The 23,367-nt window shown below is 71.4% G+C and carries 18 protein-coding genes; 8 read left to right on the top strand and 10 right to left on the bottom strand.

Annotation, left to right across the window (positions count from 1 at the left end; translation table 11 throughout):
- Positions 1-23: 23 nt before the first annotated feature.
- From OG736_RS31420 to dxr, 5 genes are all read right to left on the bottom strand, one after another.
- Complete coding sequence (locus OG736_RS31420; protein WP_327185358.1) at positions 24-554, bottom strand: GNAT family N-acetyltransferase; 531 nt, start codon at positions 552-554, stop codon at positions 24-26.
- 21 nt (positions 555-575) lie between these two features.
- The gene (locus tag OG736_RS31415; protein WP_327185357.1) at positions 576-1,424 is read right to left on the bottom strand and encodes a GNAT family N-acetyltransferase; all 849 of its coding nucleotides are present in this window, start codon (positions 1,422-1,424) and stop codon (positions 576-578) included.
- Positions 1,425-1,713: 289 nt separating this feature from the next.
- The gene (gene ispG / locus OG736_RS31410) at positions 1,714-2,871 is read right to left on the bottom strand and encodes a flavodoxin-dependent (E)-4-hydroxy-3-methylbut-2-enyl-diphosphate synthase (protein WP_028806657.1); all 1,158 of its coding nucleotides are present in this window, start codon (positions 2,869-2,871) and stop codon (positions 1,714-1,716) included.
- A gap of 216 nt (positions 2,872-3,087) precedes the next feature.
- Positions 3,088-4,392: a M50 family metallopeptidase gene (locus OG736_RS31405; RefSeq protein ID WP_327185356.1), complete on the bottom strand. Its 1,305-nt coding sequence runs from the start codon at positions 4,390-4,392 to the stop codon at positions 3,088-3,090.
- Positions 4,389-5,642 carry a 1-deoxy-D-xylulose-5-phosphate reductoisomerase gene (dxr, locus tag OG736_RS31400; protein ID WP_327185355.1) on the bottom strand — a complete coding sequence of 418 codons (1,254 nt, stop codon included), beginning with the start codon at positions 5,640-5,642 and terminating at the stop codon, positions 4,389-4,391. Before dxr ends, OG736_RS31405 begins: the two co-directional genes overlap by 4 nt.
- 245 nt (positions 5,643-5,887) lie before the next feature.
- On the opposite strand from dxr, the gene OG736_RS31395 reads away from it, so the two are divergent.
- From OG736_RS31395 to OG736_RS31375, 5 genes are read left to right on the top strand one after another with little or no spacing between them, the layout of a single operon-like run.
- Entirely contained in the window at positions 5,888-6,067 is a 180-nt protein-coding gene (locus OG736_RS31395) for a hypothetical protein (protein ID WP_020128630.1), read from the top strand.
- 1 nt (position 6,068) lies between these two features.
- Entirely contained in the window at positions 6,069-6,509 is a 441-nt protein-coding gene (locus OG736_RS31390) for a type II CBASS E2 protein (RefSeq protein ID WP_020128631.1), read from the top strand.
- Positions 6,510-6,542: 33 nt separating this feature from the next.
- Positions 6,543-7,400: a ThiF family adenylyltransferase gene (locus tag OG736_RS31385; protein WP_327185354.1), complete on the top strand. Its 858-nt coding sequence runs from the start codon at positions 6,543-6,545 to the stop codon at positions 7,398-7,400.
- Between the two features lie 11 nt (positions 7,401-7,411).
- Positions 7,412-8,428 (top strand): hypothetical protein, encoded by a 1,017-nt coding sequence (locus OG736_RS31380; protein WP_327185353.1) that lies wholly within the window; start codon positions 7,412-7,414, stop codon positions 8,426-8,428.
- Complete coding sequence (locus OG736_RS31375; RefSeq protein ID WP_327185352.1) at positions 8,425-9,144, top strand: hypothetical protein; 720 nt, start codon at positions 8,425-8,427, stop codon at positions 9,142-9,144. The genes OG736_RS31380 and OG736_RS31375 overlap by 4 nt, the downstream gene beginning before the upstream one ends.
- 38 nt (positions 9,145-9,182) lie before the next feature.
- Here OG736_RS31375 and OG736_RS31370 read toward each other — a convergent pair whose 3' ends face one another.
- Entirely contained in the window at positions 9,183-11,117 is a 1,935-nt protein-coding gene (locus OG736_RS31370; protein WP_327185351.1) for an acyl-CoA dehydrogenase family protein, read from the bottom strand.
- 413 nt (positions 11,118-11,530) lie between these two features.
- On the opposite strand from OG736_RS31370, the gene OG736_RS31365 reads away from it, so the two are divergent.
- The 3 genes from OG736_RS31365 to OG736_RS31355 all read left to right on the top strand — a co-directional run bounded on the left by OG736_RS31365 (position 11,531) and on the right by OG736_RS31355 (position 16,014).
- A complete protein-coding gene (locus OG736_RS31365) occupies positions 11,531-12,544 on the top strand; it encodes a LacI family DNA-binding transcriptional regulator (RefSeq protein WP_327185350.1) in 1,014 nt (337 codons plus the stop codon).
- A gap of 75 nt (positions 12,545-12,619) precedes the next feature.
- Positions 12,620-14,662, top strand: a complete 2,043-nt coding sequence (locus tag OG736_RS31360) for a glycoside hydrolase family 31 protein (protein WP_327185349.1) — start codon at positions 12,620-12,622, stop codon at positions 14,660-14,662.
- A gap of 164 nt (positions 14,663-14,826) precedes the next feature.
- Positions 14,827-16,014 (top strand): sulfotransferase family protein, encoded by a 1,188-nt coding sequence (locus OG736_RS31355; RefSeq protein WP_327185348.1) that lies wholly within the window; start codon positions 14,827-14,829, stop codon positions 16,012-16,014.
- Between the two features lie 27 nt (positions 16,015-16,041).
- Here the strand turns inward: OG736_RS31355 and OG736_RS31350 are convergent, their stop codons facing one another.
- Genes OG736_RS31350 through OG736_RS31335 form a run of 4 tightly spaced genes read right to left on the bottom strand, consistent with a single transcriptional unit; the run spans position 16,042 to position 23,190 of the window.
- Positions 16,042-16,755 (bottom strand): glycoside hydrolase family 12 protein, encoded by a 714-nt coding sequence (locus tag OG736_RS31350; protein ID WP_327185347.1) that lies wholly within the window; start codon positions 16,753-16,755, stop codon positions 16,042-16,044.
- Positions 16,756-16,781: 26 nt separating this feature from the next.
- Entirely contained in the window at positions 16,782-19,025 is a 2,244-nt protein-coding gene (locus OG736_RS31345) for a glycosyl hydrolase family 95 catalytic domain-containing protein (RefSeq protein WP_327185346.1), read from the bottom strand.
- Positions 19,022-21,001 carry a beta-galactosidase gene (locus OG736_RS31340; RefSeq protein WP_327185345.1) on the bottom strand — a complete coding sequence of 660 codons (1,980 nt, stop codon included), beginning with the start codon at positions 20,999-21,001 and terminating at the stop codon, positions 19,022-19,024. The genes OG736_RS31345 and OG736_RS31340 overlap by 4 nt, the downstream gene beginning before the upstream one ends.
- Positions 20,998-23,190: a 1,4-beta-glucanase gene (locus tag OG736_RS31335; protein WP_327185344.1), complete on the bottom strand. Its 2,193-nt coding sequence runs from the start codon at positions 23,188-23,190 to the stop codon at positions 20,998-21,000. Before OG736_RS31335 ends, OG736_RS31340 begins: the two co-directional genes overlap by 4 nt.
- Positions 23,191-23,367 lie beyond the last annotated feature (177 nt).

Here is a 23,367-nt window from a genome sequence, read left to right as displayed (position 1 = left end):
GAGCGCGGCGGGCCGGAAATCCGTTATCCGCGCAGGAGGGGGAGCGGGGCGCCCATCACCGCGTACGGACGGGGAGCGCTGGGGAACAGGACGCGGCGGGCCAGGTCCTGGTAGCCCAGGGAGTGATAGAGCGCTCGGGCGGGACTCTCGGTGTCGATCGCGGAGAGGATCGAGCGGGGTTGGGTCGCGGTGTCGGTGATCGTGGTGATCAGGGCCCGGCCCGCGCCGCGGTTCTGGTGGGCGGGGTGGACGTGCAGTTCCGTGATCACGAACGCGTCGTCCAGCCACTGCTCGTTGCCCTGGGCCCGGAGGTAGGGCTGTACGACCGTCGACCACCAGTGGGCCCGGTCGTTGGGCATGCCGTAGACGAAGCCGACGAGTCGCTCTCCGACGGTCGCGCCGAAGGCTCTCGCGCCCGGGGTCGCCATGTGGCGCAGGACGATCTGCCGGCGGACGGCCACCTCGTCGGGGCCCAGTCCGAAGGCGATCGCCTGTACGGCCAGGGCCTCGTCCACATGGGCGGGGAGGTCCAAGGGGCCGATCACGAGGTCCATGGCGGGGAGCCTACAGGGGCCTCAAAAGAGGACGCTCGTGAAGGCGCCGACCTCCTGGAAGCCCACCCTCCTGTACGTGCGCCTCGCCGTGGTGTTGAAGTCGTTCACGTAGAGGCTGACCACCGGGGCCACGTCGGCCAGGGCGTAGCGCAGGACCGCCGCCATGCCGGGGGCGGCCAGGCCCTGGCCCCGGTACTCCGGGGCCACCCACACACCCTGGATCTGGCAGGCGTGGGGGGTCGCCGCGCCGATCTCCGCCTTGAAGGCGACCCTGCCCCGGTCGTCGAGCCGGGCGAACGAGCGGCCGGAGCCGACGAGTTCGGCCACCCGGGCCTGGTAGAGCAGGCCTCCGTCGCCGGCCATCGGGGAGACGCCGACCTCCTCGGTGAACATCGCCACGCACGCCGGCATGATCGTGTCCATCTCGTCCTTGCGGATGCGGCGGACGTAGGGATCCGGGGCGGTGTCGGCGGGCATGCGGTCGGTGACCATGAGGGGCTGTCGGGTGCGGACCTCGCGGGCCGGGCCCCAGTGGGGTTCGAGGAGGCTCCACAGCTGGGTCGTCGGCTCGGTGGGGCCGACGATCGAGGAACAGCGGCGGCCTGCCCGGCGGGCGCGGTCGGCGAAGGCGCGTACCGCTCGCGGTGTCGCGCAGATGGGGACGAGGTTGGCGCCCGCGTAGCACAGGGACGTCAGCATGCCGTCCTCGTACCAGCCCCACATCTCGCCGCCGAGACGCCACGGGTCGAGGCCCGCGACCTGTACACGTGACGTGACGAAGGCGTTGGCGACCGGCTCGCGGTCGAGGACGGCGAGCGCGGCGTCCAGGTCGCTCGGTTCGAGGACCCGGGAGGTGGTCTGGGTCAACACGCGCGGGGCCTCACACTCAGGTCTGCTGGTCCCCGCACTGTACCTGCGGAAGCTGGGCGGTGCCGACCTGTGTTCAACTGGCGTTCGTCTGCCGTGACCGTGGGGTGTCGTGCCGTCCCCTGGGGGCTGCCGCCCCCAGACCCCCGCCGTCGGCCTGAACGACCTCGTCCCCAAACGCCGGACGGGCTGGATGCACCCGACCCGGCGCAGAAGCTCAGAACGGCCGACCCTCGTCCTCAATCACCGGACAGGCCGGCCGCACCCCGCCCGGCGCGGAAGCTCGGGACGGTCAGCCCGCGACCGACACCGACGGCTCGCCGGACGTGATGCCGTCCGCCTCCATCTGTTCGGCCAGCTTCATGGCCTCCTCGATGAGGGTCTCCACGATCTTCGACTCGGGGACGGTCTTGATGACCTCGCCCTTCACGAAGATCTGGCCCTTGCCGTTGCCGGAGGCGACGCCGAGGTCGGCCTCGCGGGCCTCGCCGGGGCCGTTGACGACGCAGCCCATGACGGCGACACGGAGAGGGACCTCCATGCCCGTGAGACCCGCGGTGACCTCTTCGGCCAGCTTGTACACGTCGACCTGGGCGCGGCCGCAGGACGGGCAGGAGACGATCTCCAGGCCGCGCTGCTTGAGGTTGAGGGACTCCAGGATCTGGTTGCCGACCTTGACCTCCTCGACCGGCGGGGCCGACAGGGAGACGCGGATCGTGTCGCCGATGCCCTGGGAGAGCAGGGCGCCGAAGGCGACCGCCGACTTGATCGTGCCCTGGAAGGCGGGGCCGGCCTCGGTGACGCCGAGGTGGAGCGGGTAGTCGCTCTGGGCTGCGAGCTGGCGGTACGCCTCGATCATCACGACCGGGTCGTTGTGCTTGACCGAGATCTTGATGTCGCGGAAGTCGTGCTCCTCGAAGAGGGAGGCTTCCCAGAGGGCAGACTCGACGAGGGCCTCGGGGGTGGCCTTGCCGTACTTCTGGAGCAGGCGGCGGTCCAGCGAGCCGGCGTTGACGCCGATGCGGATCGGGGTGCCGTGCTCCTTCGCCGCCTTGGCGATCTCCTTGACCTTGTCGTCGAACTGCTTGATGTTGCCGGGGTTGACCCGGACCGCGGCGCAGCCCGCCTCGATCGCGGCGAAGACGTACTTCGGCTGGAAGTGGATGTCGGCGATCACCGGGATCTGCGACTTGCGGGCGATCGTGGCCAGCGCGTCGGCGTCGTCCTGGGTGGGGCAGGCCACGCGGACGATCTGGCAGCCGGAGGCGGTGAGCTCGGCGATCTGCTGGAGGGTGGCGCCGATGTCGGACGTACGGGTCGTGGTCATCGACTGCACGGACACCGGGGCGTCTCCGCCGACCGCCACGGATCCGACCTGGATCTGCCGGCTCTTCCGGCGCTCGGCAACCCTGGTCGGAACGGACGGCATGCCGAGAGAAATCGCAGTCATCTGCTGTGCAACCCCAAGTCGTGGATCAAGGCCCAGGTCCCGTCTTCATGCGGGTTCCAGGCTTCGAGATTACGGCACCGGCCCGGGCGCGAGCATTCCCCCACCTCCAAACCACTCGGCGGGGGGACCCTCGCCGGCCGTCGAACCCGCTCGATGGAAGGCGGCCCGGGACGGATCGTCCCGGGCCGCCGCGAACCGCGTGTGACGACAGGGTGGCTAGGAGATGCGCACCGGGTTCACCACGTCCGCGATGAGGACCAGCACCGTGAAGCAGATGAAGATGCCCGCCACCACGTACGCCACCGGCATCAGCTTCGCCACGTCGAACGGGCCCGGGTCCGGCCTGCGCAGGACCTTGGCCAGGTTTCGGCGCAGGGACTCCCACAGGGCGCCCGCGATGTGCCCGCCGTCCAGCGGCAGCAGCGGGAGCATGTTGAAGAGGAACAGGGAGAGGTTGAAGCCCGCGACCAGCATCACGGCCATGGCCAGCTGCTGCGAGGCCGGGATGTCCAGGGTGAAGATCTCACCGCCGACGCGGGCCGCGCCGACCACGCCCATGGGTGAGTCGGGCTCACGCGGAGCGCCGTCGAAGGCGGCGTTCCACAGGGCCGGGATCTTGCCGGGGAGGGCGGCGATGGAGTCGACGGCCTCGCCCACCCGGTCGGTCATCCAGGACACGGAGTCGCCGAAGTCCTGCTTGACGACGCCGGTGGCCGCGCTGAAGCCGAGGAAACCGGCCTTGATGTACTCGCCCTGGACGTAGGTCCCGTCGGAGTCCTTCTTGGCGACCTGGTTGGTGGCGATCGTCGTGTGCAGGGTCAGTTCCTTGCCGCCCCGGTCGACGACGATGGCCACCTCCTTGCCGGCGCTGACCCGGATCAGGTCGGAGAGCGTGTTCCAGTCGGCCGTCTTCTCCCCGGCGAAGGAGACGATCTTGTCGCCCGGCTTCATGCCGGCGGCCGCGGCCGGGGAGGCCGGGTCGGTCGACTTGCACTCGTCGCGGTTCTGGCTCTGCGAGATGACGCAGGGGGAGATCGAGCTGACGGTGGTGGTCTGCTGCTGGATGCCGAAGCCCATCAGGACGGTGAGGAACAGGCCCACCGCGAGCACCAGGTTCATGAACGGGCCCGCGAACATCACGATGACCCGTTTCCACGGCTTGCGCGTGTAGAACATGCGCGTCTCGTCGCCCGGCTGGAGCTCCTCGTACGCGGCCGAGCGGGCGTCCTCGATCATGCCGCGCCAGGGTGAGGTGGAGCGGGCCGTGATCCGGCCGTCGTCGCCCGGCGGGAACATGCCGATCATGCGGATGTAGCCGCCGAAGGGGATCGCCTTGACGCCGTACTCGGTCTCGCCCTTCTTCCGCGAGAAGATCGTCGGGCCGAAGCCGACCATGTACTGCGGAACCCGGATGCCGAAGAGCTTGGCCGTGGACAGGTGTCCCAGCTCGTGCCAGGCGATCGAGATCAGCAGGCCGACCGCGAAGACGACTATGCCGAGGATCATCATCAGGGCTGTCATGCACGCGCCTCCGCGGTAGCCGTCAGTTCCTGGGACCGGGCCCGTGCCCAGGTCTCCGCTTCGAGGACGTCCGACACGGTGAGTGAAGTTCCCGTCGCCGGCGTGCCGTGCTCCTGCACGACCCGGGTGACGGTCTCCATGATCCCGTTGAACGGGAGCGCGCCCCTGCGGAACGCCTCCACACACTCCTCGTTGGCGGCATTGAACACCGCCGGGGCCGTGCCCGCGAGCTCGCCCACGTGCCGGGCGAGGTTCACCGAGGGGAAGGCCTCGTTGTCGAGCGGGAAGAACTCCCACGTCGACGCCGTACTCCAGTCGAAGGCGGGCGCCGCGTCGGGGACGCGCCTGGGCCAGCCCAGACCGACGGCGATCGGCCCGCCCATGTCGGGGGGCGTCGCCTGGGCCAGCGTCGATCCGTCCGTGAACTCCACCATCGAGTGGACATACGACTGAGGATGCACGACGACCTCAATGCGGTCGAAGGGAATGTCGTAGAGAAGGTGCGCCTCGATGACCTCCAGCCCCTTGTTGACCAGGGTCGCGGAGTTGATCGTGATCACCGGGCCCATGGACCAGGTGGGGTGGGCGAGGGCTTCCTCCACCGTCACGTTCGCCAGCTGCTGCTTGGTGCGGCCTCGGAAGGGGCCGCCGGAGGCGGTGACGACCAGCTTGCGCACATCCGCGCGGGTGCCTGCGGCGAGAGCCTGGAAGAGGGCCGCGTGCTCGGAGTCCACCGGGATGATCTGGCCGGGCTCGGCCAGCGCCTTGACCAGCGGGCCGCCGACGATGAGCGATTCCTTGTTGGCGAGCGCGAGGGTGCGGCCGGCCTCGAGGGCGGCGAGGGTGGGCGCGAGGCCGATGGAGCCGGTGATGCCGTTGAGGACGGTGTGGCAGTCGGAGGCGGCGAGCAGGGTGGCGGCCTCCGGGCCGGCCAGGATCTCGGGGAGCGGCTCCCCCGTCCCGTACTCGGCGGCGAGGGCCTCGCGCAGGGCCGCCACGACGTCCTCGCGGGCGACCGCGACGGTCCGCACCCGCAGCCTGCGGGCCTGCTCGGCGAGGAGGGCGACCCGGCCGCCGTTGGCGGACAGGCCGGTCACCCGGAAGCGGTCCGGGTTGCGCAGCACGAGGTCGATGGCCTGCGTGCCGATCGAACCGGTGGAGCCGAGGATCACCACGTCCTTCGGGCCGTCGCCCGCGACCGGGTCGTAGACGAGGTGCGGGTCGGCGAGGGGGGCTGGACTGTCGCTCATCCCCCCATTGTTGCCGCAACGGGTGTGCGGCAGGACCCGGGTGTCCCCCCGGGAGGGTCCACCGCTCGCGTGCGCCCCACCCCGCACGGCCGAAGGTGGTCGACCATGTGCATTTCGTATCTGCTGCTGTACGGAGTTTTCCGCACAGATTTCCATACAGATCATTTGGCCTATTTCGTTGGCACTTCACCTATCTGTGCCGCTAACTTTCGGCGCAGGATCTGCGGATCGATCGGGGGGTTCTGATGACGAGCCGCGCAGAGGCGGAGCAACTGCTGTCATCGCTGGGTGACAACGACCTCGTGGAGGTCGGTGAGGACGGCAACATCTATGCCGCCGGAAAGTCACCCGCCGGGTTCATCAACAAGCCGATCGTCGGCATCGCCGACCAGAAGGGGGAGTACTCCCGGACGGGCCGGTCCTGACGTGCCGGGCGAGGCGAGGGACATCAAGGTCACCCGCAGCCTGGTCATCGGCGCCGATCCGGTGGGCGGCCGGCTGGCCGAGGAGAGACGCATCCTGGCGCTGCACTTCCCCAGGTTCGTCCTGGACTCCACGACTCCGCGCGCGGGCACGTGGGCGGTCGCCCGGGGCCCGCTGCGGACGTTCGCCGGCACCCAGTACGGCATCTGGATCGATCTGCCCGACGGCTATCCGCACAGCCTTCCGCAGGTCTGGCCGCACGGCTGGACGCCGGTGAAGAACCCGCACATGTACGCGGACGGCACGATCTGTGTGATGCGTCGCAGGCAGTGGTCCTCCTTCTTCTCGGCGGCCGCGGTGGTCGCCAAGGCGGCGATCTGGCTCAACAAGTACGAGATCTGGGTCGAGCGGCAGGTATGGCCGGGCCCGCAGCAGCCCCACTGACCGGGGCCACCGGGCATCTGAGGAGGTCCTGGTATGACCGCTGACGCGGTGCTCGACACATCCCGCATCGACTATCTCCTCGACACCTCCGAGCTGGGCCGGGCCAGGATCGTCCTGGTCGGCCTGGGAAGCGGAGGGACCGTGGTCATGGAGCGCCTGGCCATGTGCGGCATCCGCGACTGGGCGCTGTTCGACCCCGATGTGCTCCAGCCGGAGAACCTGGTCAAGCATCCGGCGCGGCGCAGCGACCTCGGGCGGCTCAAGACCGACATCGCCGGCGAATGGCTCGTGGACCGCAATCCGGCGAGCCGGGTCGACTCCTTCGCGCACGACGTGACCAGGTCCCCCGAGATCGAGCGGGCGATCGCCGGGGCGACCCTGGTGGTGTGCGCGGTCGACGACGCCGTGGCCCGCAACTACGTCAACGAGCTGTGTGTGCGCAGCCGCGTCCCGTGTGTCTTCGGCATGGTGTTCCGCACCGGACTGGGCGGCGAGGTCTACGCCTACCTTCCGGGCGAGACCGGCTGCCACGACTGCAAGCTGAAGTTCTGCATGGACCGGGGCCTGGACCTCGACGACTGGCTGGAACTCACCGACGAGGAACAGCAGCGGATCTACGGCCTGGGCGAGACCGACTTCGCGGCTTCCGGGCTGGCCGCCGACATCTCCATCGTGGCCTCGTACCACGCCCACTACGTGCTCTCGCTGCTGGGCGGCCGCCGTTCGCGGTATCTGCTCCAGCCGAGTTTCAACTGGCTGACCGTCGGCATCCGCCGGGCCGAAGGCCTCTTCGGCAATTCGTACGACAACACGCGCATCCTGCTCCGGCCGCTCACCGGGTGCCATCTCGCCTGTGGGCCGGCCACCGAGCCCGACACGGGCAGCGAGTGAGGACGGTGGAGATGTTCGGAACAGCCCGGAAGAAATGCCCAGCCACGCTGCGGGTCTTCGTACGGCCCCGGGTGACGCATCGCTTCACGCAGGAGATCCTCGGCCATCCCGCGGTGGAGGTGGGCGGCAAGTACGTCGGGTTCATCCGGGGCACGAAGCGGTCCGAGCGCCTGGACGAGCGCCATGAGGCGATGGAGCGGCTGGAACTGCATGTCGTGGACTACATCGACGACGGACCGCGGGCGGACCGCACCCCCACGTTCCACCGCGGCGACACCGAGTTCCAGATCCAGGAGTTCCGGCGGCTGGAGAAGCGGTACCCCGAGATCGAGCATCTGGGCAGCTGGCACAGTCACCATCCCAACCAGTTGCGCAACCTCAGTTCCGGAGACATCGAGGGATACCGGGACACGGTGAACGCCCAGGGACACAACCACGACTTCTTCTTCGCGAGCCTGGGCACGGACAGCCGCGGATTCGCGTCGGCCCGGCACTTCCTCTTCGTCCGGGGCGACCGGCACTACTACGAGCTGACGGGAGAGAACCTGGTCGTGACCGAGGGGCCGCCGGAGCCGACAGGCTCGGCGGGCGGGATCGTCGCGGTGCCCGACCCGGCGGCGCAGGGGCCTGTGCCGCTGTCGGTGCCGGGCTGGACCGACTCGCCCCAGGGCCAGGAACGGCTGGCCCGTGACCGGGACCTGATAGCCAAGTACAGCGGGCTGCGCCATGTCGTCCGCGCGGACAGGATCGCGGTGACCGGCCAGGTGGTCTGGGCCGGCCGGGTCCCGGTGACCCTGCATGTGCTGTACCCGTCCTCGGCGCACACCACCGACGGGCTGCTGAAGGTGACCGTCGCGGGGAACCAGACCCTCGAGGTCAGTCTGACCGGCGACCGGTCCGGCGATCTCGCCTTCGCGCTGAAGGCGGTGGAATCCATCGCGCAGTGCGCGGCCGACATCCACCACCGGGCTCTGCCCCGGTCCGCCGGGCCGCCCGCCCGGGGCGGGCAGAGCGGACCCCGGCCATGAGCACGACCACGAACCGGCGCACCATCGCCCTGACCCATCGTGAACCGCCCGCCTTCCTGGGCGAGTCGGTGGGCTCGTCCCTCGGTGAGCTCCAGCACCGCCAGTCCGCCTGGCTGGTCTCGCGCAGCATCTCCGCGCCGGCGTTCACCCGCCGACTGCTCGCGCGGGAGCCGGGCTTCGGCACGCTGGCGTCGTCGCAGCTGGGCGCGGCCTCCGAGGTACTGACGTTCCGGCTCGGCCATGTGCAGCGCTGGCGGCTGCTGTGGGTGGTCTCCACCGACGGCCCCAGCCAGTTCACCGATGAGCGGACGGTCCGCGTGGGCGTCAGCGAGGAGACCACCCGGGAGCTGGCGACCGCCATCGGCCTCGAGGCGAAGTTGGACATCCCCTTCCTCGCCGCGCAGGCCAGCGCGCAGTGGTCCCGGCTCACCAGGTCGACCATCTCGGTGAACACGGAGTCCGAGTTCACGCGGACGCTGTCGTACGACGTCCCCGAGGGCGGCCTGGACATCGCGCTGTGGCAGCTGGAGTCGCAGCTTCTCAGGCGTCTCGAGCTGCGGGCCGGTGCCGTACTGCCGCCGGATCCGATGCCGCGCTGGGTCGAACTGGCGGTGACCGCCCGGGCCGGGAGCCGGGTGATCACCGTTCCGACGAACGTGGTCCGGGTGCTCACCAGGAGGGCACCGGGAGCCGCGGGCGGCGCCGCCGGGACGTGAGTCCGCGCACGGTGGCGGACACACGTCCCGGCGCCCGGTCAGCGGATGGGACGGTGGACGTTCGTCCGCTCGCTGGGTCCCGGTGTGGTGTCGGCGATCCAGGGACCGTCCCCGGACGGATCGACGATGCCGTGCTCCAGCCATTCGTAGGTGCCGGCCATGACGCCCTTGACGACCTTGCCGTCCACGTCGTCGGTGTTGCTCCACAGCCGGCCGAAGAGCTCGTCGACGCGGATCCGGGACTGGCGGCAGAAGGCGTCGGCGAGCTGGTAGGCCTCCCGGCCGTTCTCGCCGCGCGAGCGCAGCATCTCGGCGCGCACGCAGGCCGCGCTCATCGCGAACAGCTCCGCGCCGATGTCGACGATCCGGCCGAGGAAGGCCTGCTTGGTCTCCATCCGGCCCTGCCAGCGGGACATGGCGTAGAAGGTGGAGCGGGCGAGCTTGCGGGAGTGCCGCTCCACGTGCCGCAGATGCGGGGAGAGATCGATGCCGTGCTTGAACTCCGCATAGGAGGACGGCAGTTGGCCCGGTCCCGCCACCAGTTTCGGCAGCCACTTGGCGTAGAAGACGCCCGCGTTCGCACCCGCCCTCGCCTTGTCCTGAAGGGACTTGTCGGGGTCGATCAGGTCTCCGGCGACCGAGAGGTGGGCGTCGACGGCCTCACGGGCGATGAGGAGATGCATGATCTCCGTCGAGCCCTCGAAGATGCGGTTGATCCGCAGGTCGCGCAGGACCTGCTCGGCGGGGACGGCCTTTTCGCCGCGGGCGGCCAGCGAGGCCGCCGTCTCGAAGCCGCGGCCGCCGCGGATCTGGACCAGCTCGTCGGCCATGCGCCAGCCCAGCTCGGAGGCGATGAGCTTGGCCAGCGCGCCCTCGATCCGGATGTCGTTGCGGTCCTCGTCCGCCATCTGGGAGGACAGGTCGAGCACCGCCTCCAGGGCGAAGGTGGTCGCCGCGATGAAGCTGATCTTCGCGCCGACGGCCTCGTGGTGGGCGATCGGCCTGCCCCACTGCTCACGGGCCGCGGACCACTCACGGGCGATCTTCAACGACCACTTGCCCGCCGCCACGCAGGACGCGGGCAGCGAGAGCCGTCCCGTGTTGAGCGTGGTCAGCGCGATCTTGAGGCCCACGCCCTCGGGGCCGATGCGGTTCGCGGCCGGGACCCGGACCTGGTGGAAGCGGGTCACGCCGTTCTCGATGCCGCGCAGGCCCATGAAGGCGTTGCGGTTCTCGACGGTGATGCCGGGCGAGTCCGCCTCCACGACGAAGGCGGTGATGCCGCCCCGGTGGCCCTCGCTCTTCGGCACCCGGGCCATCACGACCAGCAGGTCGGCGACCACACCGTTGGTGGTCCACAGCTTCACCCCGTCGAGGACGTAGTCGTCCCCGTCCGGCACCGCGCTCGTCGCGAGCCGCGCCGGGTCGGAGCCGACGTCCGGCTCGGTGAGGAGGAAGGCGCTGATGTCGGTGCGGGCGCAGCGCGGCAGGAACCGCTGCTTCTGTTCCGGGGTGCCGAACAGCTTCAGCGGCTGCGGCACGCCGATCGACTGGTGCGCCGAGAGCAGCACGCCGACCGCGGGGCTGGCGGAGCCCACCAGGGCCAGCGCCTTGTTGTAGTACACCTGGGTGAGGCCGAGGCCGCCGTACTTGGGGTCGATCTTCATGCCGAGGGCGCCGAGCTCCTTGAGCCCGTTGATCACCTCGTCGGGGATGCGGGCCTCACGCTCGATGAGGGCCGAATCCACCTTCGTCTCGCAGAAGGCGCGGAGCTTCGTCAGGAACTGCTCACCGCGCCGGACGGCCTCGTCGGTGGGCAGCGGATGGGGATGGATGAGGTCCAGCCGGAAGCGACCGAGGAACAGTTCCTTGCCGAAGCTGGGCTTGCGCCAGTCCTGCTCCCGCGCTGCCTCGGCGACCTGGCGCGCCTCGCGCTCGGTGACAGTGGGTTTCTTGAGGGGTGGTGCGGACATGAGGCTCACCTCGCCGCGAATCGGGATCTCGGGCCACATTGGTTACCGATGGGTGCTACCCGATCGTTGGTACCCGATCCGGGGCGAGGTGGCCACCCCACGCGCGTGCCTCCGGCCGGTGCCGGAGGCGTACGGCTCCGGTCCGGGTGGCCTGTTCCCTTCGAGGCTCGGCACCCGCTCCGCCGCCCGGTACGCACCCGTCGTCGGCGCGGAGCTTGCGCCGAACGAGTGGCGGCCGCGGGGGCCGGAAGAGCTTGCCGTACTCTTCTCCACCAATCCCCCACAACTCGCTGTCGAAGCGCTTCGACAACCTATGGACACCCACCCCCGCTGGAGCTACTGTCGAACCACCCTCACCCGCCCCTGTTCGCCCTGCGCACTGTCGAAGCGCTTCACAAAACTTGGAGAGCTGGATGGTCACCCTCGCCGAGGTCGCCCAGCACGCCGGAGTCTCGGCGAGCACGGTGAGCTATGTCCTCAGTGGCAAGCGGTCCATCTCCACGAACACCCGACAGCGGGTCGAACAGAGCATCCGGGAGCTGGGCTACCACCCGAACGCGGGCGCCCGCGCACTGGCCAGCAGCAAGTCCAACATCATCGCGCTGATGATCCCGCTGCGCACCGACATGTATGTGCCGGTGATGATGGAGATCGCCATCGCGGTGGCCACCACCGCGCGCACGCACGGGTACGACGTCCTGCTGCTCACCGGCGAGGAGGGCCCCGACGCCGTCCGCCGTGTCACCGGCAGCGGGCTCGCCGACGCGATGATCCTGATGGACGTCGAGCTCGACGACGAGCGGCTGCCGCTGCTGCGCTCCACCGACCAGCCGTCCGTACTGATCGGGCTGCCCGCCGACACCTCCGGTCTGACCTGCGTCGATCTGGACTTCGCGGCGACCGGCGCGCTGTGCGTGGAGCACCTGGCGATGCTGGGGCACCGTGACATCGCTGTCATCGGCGAGGCGCCGGGCGTCTACGAACGGCACACCGGCTTCGCCGAGCGCACGCTCGACGGACTCCGGTACCGGGCGAAGGAGTTGGGCCTGCGGCTGCTGCACCGCCCGTGCGAGGGCGGGTACGACGCGATGGCCGTGACCCTGGCCCGGGTCCTCGACGAGCGTCCGGGCACCACCGGGTTCGTCGTGCAGAACGAGTCGGCGGTCGAGCCGCTGCTCGCACTGCTGCGCCAGCAGGGCCGGGCCGTACCGGAGGACGTGTCGGTGGTGGCCGTCTGCCCCGACCAGGTCGCCGTCCAGGCCTCGGTGCGGCTGACGTCGGTCGCCATTCCCGCGCAGGAGATGGGCCGGCACGCCGTGGAACGCCTCGTCGCCAAGCTCGAGGGGCACGGCAGCGACGAAGTCGTGCTGATCGCGCCCGAGCTGACGGTCCGGGCGAGCACGGGACCGGCGCCCACCGCCTCCTGACCCACCCCGCTCTTCCGTCGTCGCGCCCGTTGCCAGGGCACCGCCATGTCTGCACTCCTTCAAGGAGCACCTCACATGAACCAGCCTGCCGAGAACCAGCCTCAGGTCAGCCTCGCGCAGTCGTCGCCCACGGTCGGCACCTTCCGTGAGCACGGCGGCGCCCTGGAGTGGAGCGGCCGCCAGGAGACCCTGCGGGTCGAGCCATGGGGTCCGGACGCCGTCCGGGTGCGCGCCCGGCTCGGCGGGCCGATCCTCGAGGGGCTGCCGGGCGCGCTCCTCGACGAGCCGCCGGCCACCGAGAGCAGCGTCAAGATCACCGATGCCGAGGGCCGGTTGACCGTCGGCACCCTCACCGTCGAGGTGAACGCCGAGGGTGTGATCCGTTTCCTGCGGACGGACGACCTCACCGAACTCCTGGCCGAGGAGCGCGCCCACTTCTGGTGGCCGGGCACCCGCCTGTACACGGCCGTCGGCAACGGCCACCACCGTCTGGAGCAGCGCTTCGCCGCCTACGACGACGAGAAGCTGTACGGCCTCGGCCAGCACCAGCACGGCCGCCTGGACCAGAAGGGCCTGGTCCTGGACCTGGTCCAGCGCAACGCCGAGGTGGGCATCCCGGTGCTCACCTCCAGCCGCGGCTACACCCTGCTGTGGAACAACCCGGCGATCGGCCGGGTGGAGCTGGCCGGCAACGGCACCCGCTGGGTCGCGGACTCGGCCCGGCAGATCGACTACTGGATCACCGCCGGGGCCCCCGCCGACGCCCAGCGCCGCTACAGCGCGGCCACCGGCCGCACCCCCATGCTGCCGGAGTGGGCGGCGGGCTTCTGGCAGTGCAAACTGCGCTACCGTACCCAGGACGAACTGCTCGGCGTGGCACGGGAGTACAAGCGCCGGGGCCTGCCGCTCGACGTCATCGTGTGCGACTTCTTCCACTGGACCCACCTGGGCGAATGGAAGTTCGACCTGGCGGAGTGGCCCGACCCGGCGGCCATGGTCCGCGAACTGGACGGGCTGGGCGTCAAGTTGGTGGTGAGCGTCTGGCCGTCCGTGTCGCCGCTGAGCGAGAACCACCCGCTGATGGAGCAGCGCGGCTGGTTCATCGGCACCCAGTACGGCCCGATGGCCCACGCCGACTGGCCGGACAAGGGCGTCGCCTCGACGGTCCAGGTGGCGTTCTACGACGCGACGAACCCCGACGCCCGGGAGTTCGTGTGGTCGAAGATCCGCGACAACTACCTTGCCCCGTACGGGATCACGGCCTTCTGGCTGGACGCCTGCGAACCGGAGCTGAAGCCCGGCTTCCAGGAGAACCTGCGCTACTGGGCGGGTCCGGGCCTGGAGGTCGGCAACATGTACCCGGCCGAGAACGCCCGCACCTTCTACGAGGGTCTGCGCGCCTCCGGCGAGGACGAGATCATCAGCCTCAACCGCTCGGCGTGGGCGGGCAGCCAGCGCTACGGCGCCGCCCTGTGGTCCGGTGACATCGGTACCGACTTCGCGACCCTGCGCCGGCAGATCGCGGCCGGCCTGAACACCGCGCTGTCGGGCATCCCGTGGTGGAACACCGACATCGGCGGCTTCCACGGCGGCGACCCGAGCGACCCTGCGTACCAGGAGGTGATGGTCCGCTGGTTCCAGTTCGGCGCGCTGTCCCCGCTGATGCGGCTGCACGGCTTCCGCGACCCGGGCATGCCGCTGGGCCCGGACATGACCGGCGGCCCGAACGAGGTGTGGTCGTACGGCGAGGCGGCCGGCGCGGTGCTGGAGAAGTACCTGCGGCTGCGGGAGCGGCTCAAGCCGTACGTCCTGCGGGTGATGCGGGAGGCCCACGAGGAGGGGCTGCCGCCGATGCGACCGCTGTTCCTGGAGTTCCCGGACGACCAGGCGACGTGGTCGGTGGACGACTCCTACCTCTTCGGCCGGGACCTGCTCGTCGCCCCGGTGCTGACGGCGGGCGCCACGGCCCGCACGGCCTACCTCCCGGCCGGCGCGACCTGGACGGACGCGTGGACGGGCGAGACGTACGAGGGCGGCGCGGCCGTGACCGTCGACGCCCCGCTGGACCGCCTCCCGCTGTTCCTGCGGGACGGGGCGCGCCTGCCGGTGACGGAGTAGCCGCACGGGGAGGGGAACCCGGGCGGCCGGTCCCGGCCCAGGGGAGGGACCGGCCGTCCGTAAAACCTGAGTCATCGGTGAACTCCCGTTGAGGCAAAGGTGAGTTGACTGGGTAAGGGACCACCCGTCCGCTGCCCGTCCCCGCTTCGAAGGGTGTCCCGCCCATGTCCTCACCCCCGCTCGCCCTCACCGTGGCCAATCTGCTGCTCCGGCCGGGCCACGGCTCCCGTCGCACCCCCGACCGCGTCTTCGGCCGTCTCCTCGCCGGGGCCGGACAGGCCGACGGCGATCAGCGGTTCGTCGACGACCTGCGGCTGCTGCTGCGCCACTGGTCCCGGGACGAGAACCTCACGCCGGTCGGCTGGTGGTCCGCGCAGGGCCATGTCCGCAGGCATCTCGCCAACCGCGCCCGGGTCCGGCGGCTCGTCGCCGAGCACCCCGGGATCGCGCGGGAGCCCATCGAGAGGCCGGTGTTCGTGGTCGGCCTGCCGCGCACCGCCACCACCCTCACGCACGGCGTGCTGTCCCTCTCGGAGCAGCACCGATGTCCCCTGTTGTGGGAGTTACTGACCCCGGACCTGGAGGGACCGGCCGAGCGGCGCGGGAGGGCGGTCACCGCCGCGCGTCTGATGGTCGGCGGCATCGACCTGTTCGCCCCGCGCTACCGCGACATCCACCCTCTGGTCGCCGAGGGCCCCGAGGAGTGCACGTTCGCCCTCCCGCACACCGTCATGCCGCTCTCCCAGGCCCGCATCCCGGCCTACCGGGCCGCGCTCGACGAGCGGGACTACGTCCCCGACTACGCGTACCTCAAGCAGATCTACCAGGTGCTCCAGTACGGCCGGCCCCGCCGCCGCTGGGTGTTGAAGTCGCCCCTGCACACCGGGAACCTCGACGCGCTGCTCACGGTCTTCCCGGACGCCACCCTGGTGTGGACCCACCGTGAGCCGGCCGCCGTCGTGGCGTCCTTCTGCAGCCTGATCGAGCACGGGATGGCCATCACCCTGCGCCCCGTCGACCTGCACGGCCTCGGGGCCACCTGGCTGGAGCTGCTGAGCCGCTCGGTGCGGCGCGGCCTCGCGGCCCGGTCCGCCGTCGCCCGCGAGGCGCTCGTGGACGTCCCGTACTCCTGGCTGGGCTCCGATCCGGCGGCCGGCGCCCCGAAGCTCTACGCGGCCGTCGGCGCCCGCTGGACCGACGCCGACGCGGCCCGGCTCCCGGCGATCGCCTCCCGCCCCAGGGGTGCCCGGCCGCACAGCTACGACCTGTCCCGGTACGGCCTGACCCGCGCCGACGTCGACGCGGCCTTCGCCGACTACAACGCGCTGCGGGCCGAGGTCGACCGGGCGTAGGCACGCCGGCCGGCCCCGGCCCCGACGTCAGCTGCTGCTGACGGTGAGGTTGTTGGTCACGAAGTCCAGCCCGCCGGAGGACGAGGTGATCTCGTATCCGAACTGCACGTCACCGATGGTCTCGTTGCCGAACCAGCCCTTCGTGTCCTTGATCCACTTGAGGATCGGCAGGATGCTGACGGTGCCGGACGACGAGTCGGACGTGCGCAGGAACGAGAACACCTCGTTCGCGCCGTTGTTGCCCTTGTAGACGGTCCAGGTGTGGCCGCCGAGGGTGACGTTGCCCTGCGAGGTGCCGAGCGGGCCGACGGCGCCGTTGTAGTTCACCCAGAGCATGATCTCGTAGTCGTAGTCCGTGTCCCAGATGTCGTACGACGTGTTGTAGGCGCCGGACGACGGGACGGTGACGTTGTAGCTGCTGGACAGCGAGCCGAGCGAGGTGATCGTCTTGTTGATCACCTTCTTGGAGTTGGGGTACGACTTGATGCCGCCGGTGTTCGGGTGGTTGGCCCAGACGCCCCAGTTGGTCCCGGAGTTGGCCCAGACGCACTGGCTGCCGGCGCCGGAGCCCCAGATGTTGTTGTAGAGCGTGTAGCCGTTCAGGCTGGTGTTGCCCCACTGGTCGCAGGAGTTCCAGACGGCGGCCTGGGCGGGGGCGGCGGCGAGTCCGACGGTCGCGCCGAGTGCGAGCGCCGGGGCCAGCAGGGCCTTGCCGACCCTGCTCAACGTACGTGTTGCCATGGTGTCCCTTCCATGGGTGGGGGGAGTCACCACGTCCCCGAGGTGAGGACGTGGTCTTCTCCGGCGACCAGGTCGAGCGGCGATGCGCCGCCGGAGGAAGTCCGGACTTCGATGCGGTGACCGCGCCGCGGCCGCAGGACGGCCCGGCTGCCGTCGGGCCCCCAGGAGAGGTCGAGTTCGGCGCCGAACCGGGTGCGCACGCCCCGCAGTTCGCCCGACGGGAGCGTCGGGGGGAGCGCCGGCAGCAGGACCAGCCGGTCGGGGGTCGACTGGACGAGCATCTCGATCAGCACGGCGGGGAGGGTGTGCGCGGCGTCGGCGTTGTACACGTCGCGGCGGGGGTAGTGGGCGCTCATCAGGGAGGCGTGGAAGAAGTCGCCTTCCAGGACCTCGCCGAGGGCGTGGGCGACCCGCCGGCCGTCCCGAAGACGCGCCGCGATCAGCGCGTGGTGCAGGTGGCCGTGCGCGGAGTCGTTCTCGGCGCCGCGCAGTTCGAGGGCGCGACGGGCGGCGGCGGCCCGCTCCGGGGTGTCGTAGGGGTTGATCTCGTCGAGGGGCCAGACGCCGTAGAGATGGCTCAGGTGGCGGTGGTCGTAGGTGTCGTCGAGGCCGGGCCCGGCCCACTCGGCGAGGGCGCCGTCGGCGTTGATCCGGTGCGGCGGGAGGCGGTCGGCGAGGGCACGCCAGCGGCCGGCGCGCTCCGGGTCGTCCGGGTGGTACGCGGCGGCGGTGAGCAGTGCGTGCCGGGCCGCCGAGAGGTCCATGGCCGCGTTCACGGCGCCCCAGCTGCCGCCCGTGGGCCGGTTCTCCGGCGAGTAGGAGGGGACGACGACGAGCGGCCCCTCGGGGTCGTCGGGGGCGGTGCGGGTGAGGAAGTCCTCGTAGAAACGGGCGACTTCGGCGAGGGCGGCGGCGGTGCGCGGGTCGCGTTCGCCGCGGGTCTCGTCGTGGTCGACGAGGGGTTTGAGCAGCCAGTCGGCGCCGGCCGTCCACAGGTGGAGCGGGTATTCGCGGCTGAAGTGGTAGGTCAGCCCGGACTCGCCGTCGGAGTGCGCGGGCGCGACCGCGCCCCGGGCGCCGAAGACCGCGCGGGCGTTCTCCCGCCAGTCGTCGAGCTGCCGGTGGATGAGGGAGGCCAGCGCGTCGGTGACTTCGGGGAGCGCGGCGGCCGCGGCGGAGGCCGTCTGGAGGTTGACGTTGGCGTCGTTGGTGAACGCGCCGGACCAGGCCGTTTCCCAGTCGCCGGTCCACAGGCCGGTCAGCCGGGGCGGGTTGAGGCCGGCCGAGGACAGGAGGTGATAGCGCCCCGCCGCGAAGAGACGCTCCAGCAGCGCCCTGCTGCGGGGGCGTTCCAGCAGCTCGGAGCCGGGGAGCCCGCGCTCGTCCGGTTCGGCGTGGAGGTCGAGGGTGACGCGCTCGTAGGCGGTGCGGTGGAGGGGGAGGTGGCGTCCGAGCAGGTCGTCGTAGAGCTGCGGCAGCTCGCTCAGGGCGCGCTGTTCCCCGGTGACGTCCAGTTCGCCGGTGTGTCTGCGGACGCGGGTGAGCAGCAGCACGGACTCCGCGCCGGTCACCCGCACGCCGGGGTGGGTGATCCGGGTGCGGCCGCCGGTGACGACGACGAGGGTCACGCCCGTGTAGGCACGGTCGCTGTCCGGGTAGCGGGCGCGCAGGGTGAGCAGGGCGCCGTCCGGGGTGAGGACGGACCCCTGGCCGACGGCGAGGTCGGCGGGTGCGCCCGGCAGCCGGTGGTCCAGGGAGATGTCCAGGTCGAGACCGGTGACCCGCTGGACGATCACGTCGTCGGCGCGGGAGACGAAGACCCGGCTGGTGCCGCCCGCGCAGGTGGCGGTGGCCTCGCCGGTGGTGAAGTCGACGGTCCGCAGGTGGTGGCGGCGCGGCTCGTCCGAGGTCGCTCTCAGCCGTATCTGGAAGGCCGGGTGGAAGGGCTGGACCCACTGCAGGGGCCGGTGGTCGGTGAAGCCCTCGGCGGCCTCCCACTCTCCGGCCAGCAACTTGTCCTGGAGGGCAGGGAGTTCGGCGGCGAGTTCGGGCGGACGGGCGTGTTCGGCGCCGTTGGGGCGGACCAGGGTGTGGTGGGTGACGACGACCCGGTCGTCGTACGGATCGCCGAACGTCAGGGTGCCGTGCCGGCCGTTGCCGCTGAGGAAGGCGTCCTCCCAGCGGTCGGCGGGCCGGTACTCGTGGGTGCCGTGCACGGGGCGGTCGGTGCTCGGGAGGCCGGGGTACTCACGCGACGAGGCGCCGGTCATGAGCGCAACACCGCCACGCCGTAGCGGCCCAGCGTGATCTCGTCCGTGCGGGCCGTCCCGGTCAGCAGGTCGTGGTGGGTGCCCGGGAGCCGGACGGTCACCGGCTCACGGCCGTGGTGGAGCAGGAACAGCAGCTCACCCCGGCGTACGGCCTCGACTTCCGGCGGGAGACCTTCGAGGACGGGCCGGGCGCCCGCGTCGGCGGCGATACGGGCGAGCAGCGCGCGGAAGGCCTCGGGCTCGGGGAGGGTGGAGACGTACCAGGCGCGGTCGCGGCGCAGGACGGCGGGCAGTCCGTCGAGTTCGCCGCCCTTGTAGCGGGTATCCACCGCGTCCGGTTCGGCTTCCAGCTCCTCCGACCACAGGGTCCCGCGGAAGCCGTCGGTCGCGACGTGCTCCCCCGCCTCCAGGGGCCACCACTCGTGCAGGGTGCGGATGCCGAACAGCTCGCGCAGGCGGGCGTCCATCCCGCCGGGGCGGACCCGGTCGTCCTCGTCGGCCACGCCGGTCAGGAAGCCGGCCACGAGGGTGCCGCCGCCACGGACGTAGGCCAGCAGGTTGTCGATCGCCGCGTCCGTCAGCGCGTACAGCTGGGGGACGACGACCAGCCGGTAGGCGGTGAGGTCGTGCCCGGGGTGGGCGAAGTCGGTGGTGAGGTGGCTCTCCCACAGGGCGCGGTGCCAGGCGTGCAGGACGGCCGGGTGATCGACGTGGGTGGAGGGGCGGCCGTCCTGGGCGCCGGCCCACCAGGCGTGCCAGTCGTGCAGGATCGCGACATCCGCGGCGATGTGACTGCCCGTCACCTCGGCGCCGATCCGGGCGAGTTCGGCGCCCAGCTGCTTGACCTCCTGGAAGGTACGGCCCTGCTCCCCCGCGTGGCTGACCATCCCGGAGTGGAACTTCTCGGCGCCCTGCCGGGACTGGCGCCACTGGAAGTAGCAGACGGCGTCCGCGCCGCGGGCCACCGCCTGGAGGGACCAGAGCCGGTTGAGACCGCGCGGCTTGGGGTGGTTCACCCCGCGCCAGTTGACCGGTCCCGCCGCCTGTTCCATCAGCATCCAGGGGCCGCGCGCCTGGGAACGGGTCAGGTCCTGCACGAGTGCCCCGTGCTGGGCGCCCAGCGGGTCGCGCGGATCGGGGTAGAGGTCGACGGAGACGACGTCCTCCTCCTCGGCCCAGCGCCAGGCGTCCTGGCCGAAGAAGAGCGGCATGAAGTTGGTGGTGACCGGGATGTGCGGGGTGTGCCGGGCGACGATGTCACGCTCGGCGAGGTAGCACTCCAGAAGCATGTCGGAGGTGAAGCGCCGGAAGTCCAGCACCTGACCGGGGTTCTTCAGGTAGTGGGGGCGGCGGGCGGGCAGCACGGTGTCCCAGCTGTCGTAGCCCTGGCTCCAGAAGTCCGTGCCCCAGGCGGTGTTGAGGGCGTCGAGGGTGCCGTACCTCTCGCGCAGCCAGCGGCGGAAGGCGACGGCCGCCTCGTCGCCGTGATCGGCCGTGCAGTACTCGTTGTTGATGTGCCACATCGTGAGGGCCGGGTGGCCGCCGTAGCGGGCGGCCAGGTCCTCGGTGATGGCGGCGGCGTGCCGGCGGTAGGTGGCGCTGGAGTGCGAGAAGTGCTGCCGTCCGCCCCACCACTCGACGTCGCCGTTCTCGTCGCGGGGCAGGGTGTCCGGGTACAGCCGGCCCAGCCACGGGGGCGGGGCGGAGGTGGGGGTGGCGAGGACGACGCCGATGCCGTTCGCGTGCATCAGGTCCATCAGCGTGTCGAGCCAGCCGAACTCCCTTGCGCCCGGCTCGGGTTCGAGCCTGGACCAGGAGAAGACACCGAGGGTGACCGAGTTGACGCCGGCGTCCCGCATGAGCCGGACGTCCTCGTGCCAGGTCTTCTCGGGCCACTGTTCGGGGTTGTAGTCGCCGCCGAAGAGGATGCGGCCGCGGGTGGCGTCGGCGAGACCGGGCCGGTCGAGGGCGGTCATCGGACGGGCTCCCCGTACTGGATGCCCCGGCCGTTGGTGGCGATGTACACCCGGCCGTGGATCCGCGGGTCGGCGGCGATGGTCGCGCCGATCCAGCCCCACTGGTGCCGGTCGTCGTTGATCCGCACCCAGCTCTGCGCGCCGTCGTCGGAGCGGTACACGGCGGTGATCGCCTCCGTGGAGCCGACCTGGTAGACCGCCGGGTACGCGGCGCCGTCGGCGGCCTTCCCGAAGGCGACGGTGTACGAGGCCCAGCAGCTGGTCAGCTTGGTGAAGCTCGCACCGCCGTCGGTGGATCGGTACAGGCCGTTCCACTTGGTGCTCAGCCACAGGTCGCCGGAGCGCCCCGGGGCCGCGGCCAGCTGGAACTGGCTGTCACCGGAGGGCAGTTGGCCTGCCCGCGCGGTGAAGGTGAGGCCGGCGTCGGTACTGGCGAACAGGGTTCCGGTGTCGGTGTCGTACGCGTAGAAGCGTGCCGGGTCTGCCGGGTCGGCGAGCGGGGTGGCGCCCTTGGGGAAGGAGGAGACCTCGGACCAGGTCGCCCCGTTGTCCGCGGAGCGCTGGGCGGGGTACTTGGTGCCGTCCCAGTGCACGAAGGTCCACAGCAGGACGCTGCCGTCGGTGTTCGTGGCGATGGGCCCCGGCGCGTCCTCGGCGAGGGCGGGCTGGGCCGCGAAGGGCGCCCAGGATCTGCCGCCGTCGGCCGACCAGGCGCCGTTGCCGTGGTCGCCCCAGCCGGTGCGGACGACGTAGGACGGCCTGTCCGCGGCCTGCGCGAGTCCCGTCACCGTCCCGAACACGGGGTTCGTCGCCATGCCCCGGGACGGCGAGGCCGTGAGCCGCTCGTGGTACATCACCCCGACGTCCCCGAGGCCGCTGATCAGGTGCGCCTGCCCGGTCGGGGGCGAGATCAGCTGCCGTACGGAGGTCTCCTCCAGGCCGCGGATCTGCGGGGCCCAGTGCTTCAGGTCCCGGGTGCCGTAGAGCGTGGCGCCGGTGCCGAAGACGACGTGCTTCGAGTCGTAGGGGTCGACGGCGACGGCCTGGATCCACCAGCCGAACTTGGGTGCGTCGGCGCCGAAGGTGAGGAACGGGGTCTCGGAGACGTCGAGGACCGCCGTGTCCTTGAGCGACGTCCAGGTGCGGCCGCCGTCCGTGGTCCGGTACAGGGTGTCCACCGCCGACCAGCGGTTGTTGGTGGAGACGACGACGGTGCCGGGGCGCCGGGCGTCCACGGCGACACCGCCGTAGCCGAAGGTGTCACCGGCCGCGGGCCGGACCGGCGTGACGTCGGTCCACCTGCCGCTCGCGGTCGCCAGCTTGTGCACGCTGCCGTCCGCCTGGCCGTTGGGGCCCGGTGCGTCGGCGTACGTCACGTACAGCTCACGGGTGTGGCGGTCATGGGCGGCGCGGACGGGCACCTTGGCGGAGCTGCCGGTGGGCCGGCCGGGGACGGCCTCCCAGGTGGTGCCGTCGGCGGTCCGGTACAGGTTGGCGCTCGTCCCGTCGGAGTCGCCCCAGCCGGCGTAGAGGGTGCGGCCGGCGGCGACGAGAAGGGTGACGCCCTGGCCGCTCGCGCTCGGGGTGCCCGGGAAGCCGGTGGCGGCCGCCCAGGTGGCGCCCCGGTCGGTGGACCTGAGGAGCCCGTCGTGCCGGGTCCCCAGCCACAGGGTGTCGCTGTCCCGCGGATCGACCAGCAGCCGCTCCCCCGCGCCCCGTCCGTCCTCGTTGCCGCCGAGCTTCACGGTGAGGTCGCTGCGGGTCCAGGTGGCGCCGCGGTCCTCGGAGCGCAGGACGGCTCCGTTGCCCGCCCAGGACTGGGCGTAGGTGCCGAGGGCGAGGTAGACGCGGTCCGGGTGCGCGGGGTCGACGGCGAGGGCCTCCACGCCGAGGAGGTTCCAGTCGTCCCAGCCGAGGTGGTCGGTGAGCGGAGTCCAGCGCGCCGCGCGGTCGTCCCAGCGGTAGGCGCCGCCGATGTCGGTACGGGCGTAGGCGAGACCCCGGACGGCCGGATGGAAGAGCACACCGGTGACGAATCCGGTGCCGCCGATCACGGCGTTGCGCCAACGGTAGGCGGGGGTGCTGTTGCCGGCGGCCGCAGTTGCCTGCCCGGCGGGCAGCGCGGTGAACGCGGCGGCGGCCGCCGTTCCGGCGAGGAGCGTGCGGCGGCTCGGGGAGGGCATGGGCATGAGGTACCTCGCTGGGGGTCGTGGACCTGGGGTTCGTTCGGTGCCGTGTGCTGGTGCCGGCCGGGGTGGGGTCACTCGCCCCGCGCTTGCTGGGGCGCGAGGGGCGCTGCGCCCGCCCCGCGCCACCGGCGCGACTGCCCACGGCTGAGGGGGAGGAGGGGCGCCGGGGTGACCGCA

Origin of the sequence: Streptomyces sp. NBC_01334, from assembly GCF_035983595.1 — a bacterium.
Lineage (GTDB): Bacteria > Actinomycetota > Actinomycetes > Streptomycetales > Streptomycetaceae > Streptomyces > Streptomyces coriariae.
This window is presented reverse-complemented; position numbering and strand designations above follow the sequence as displayed.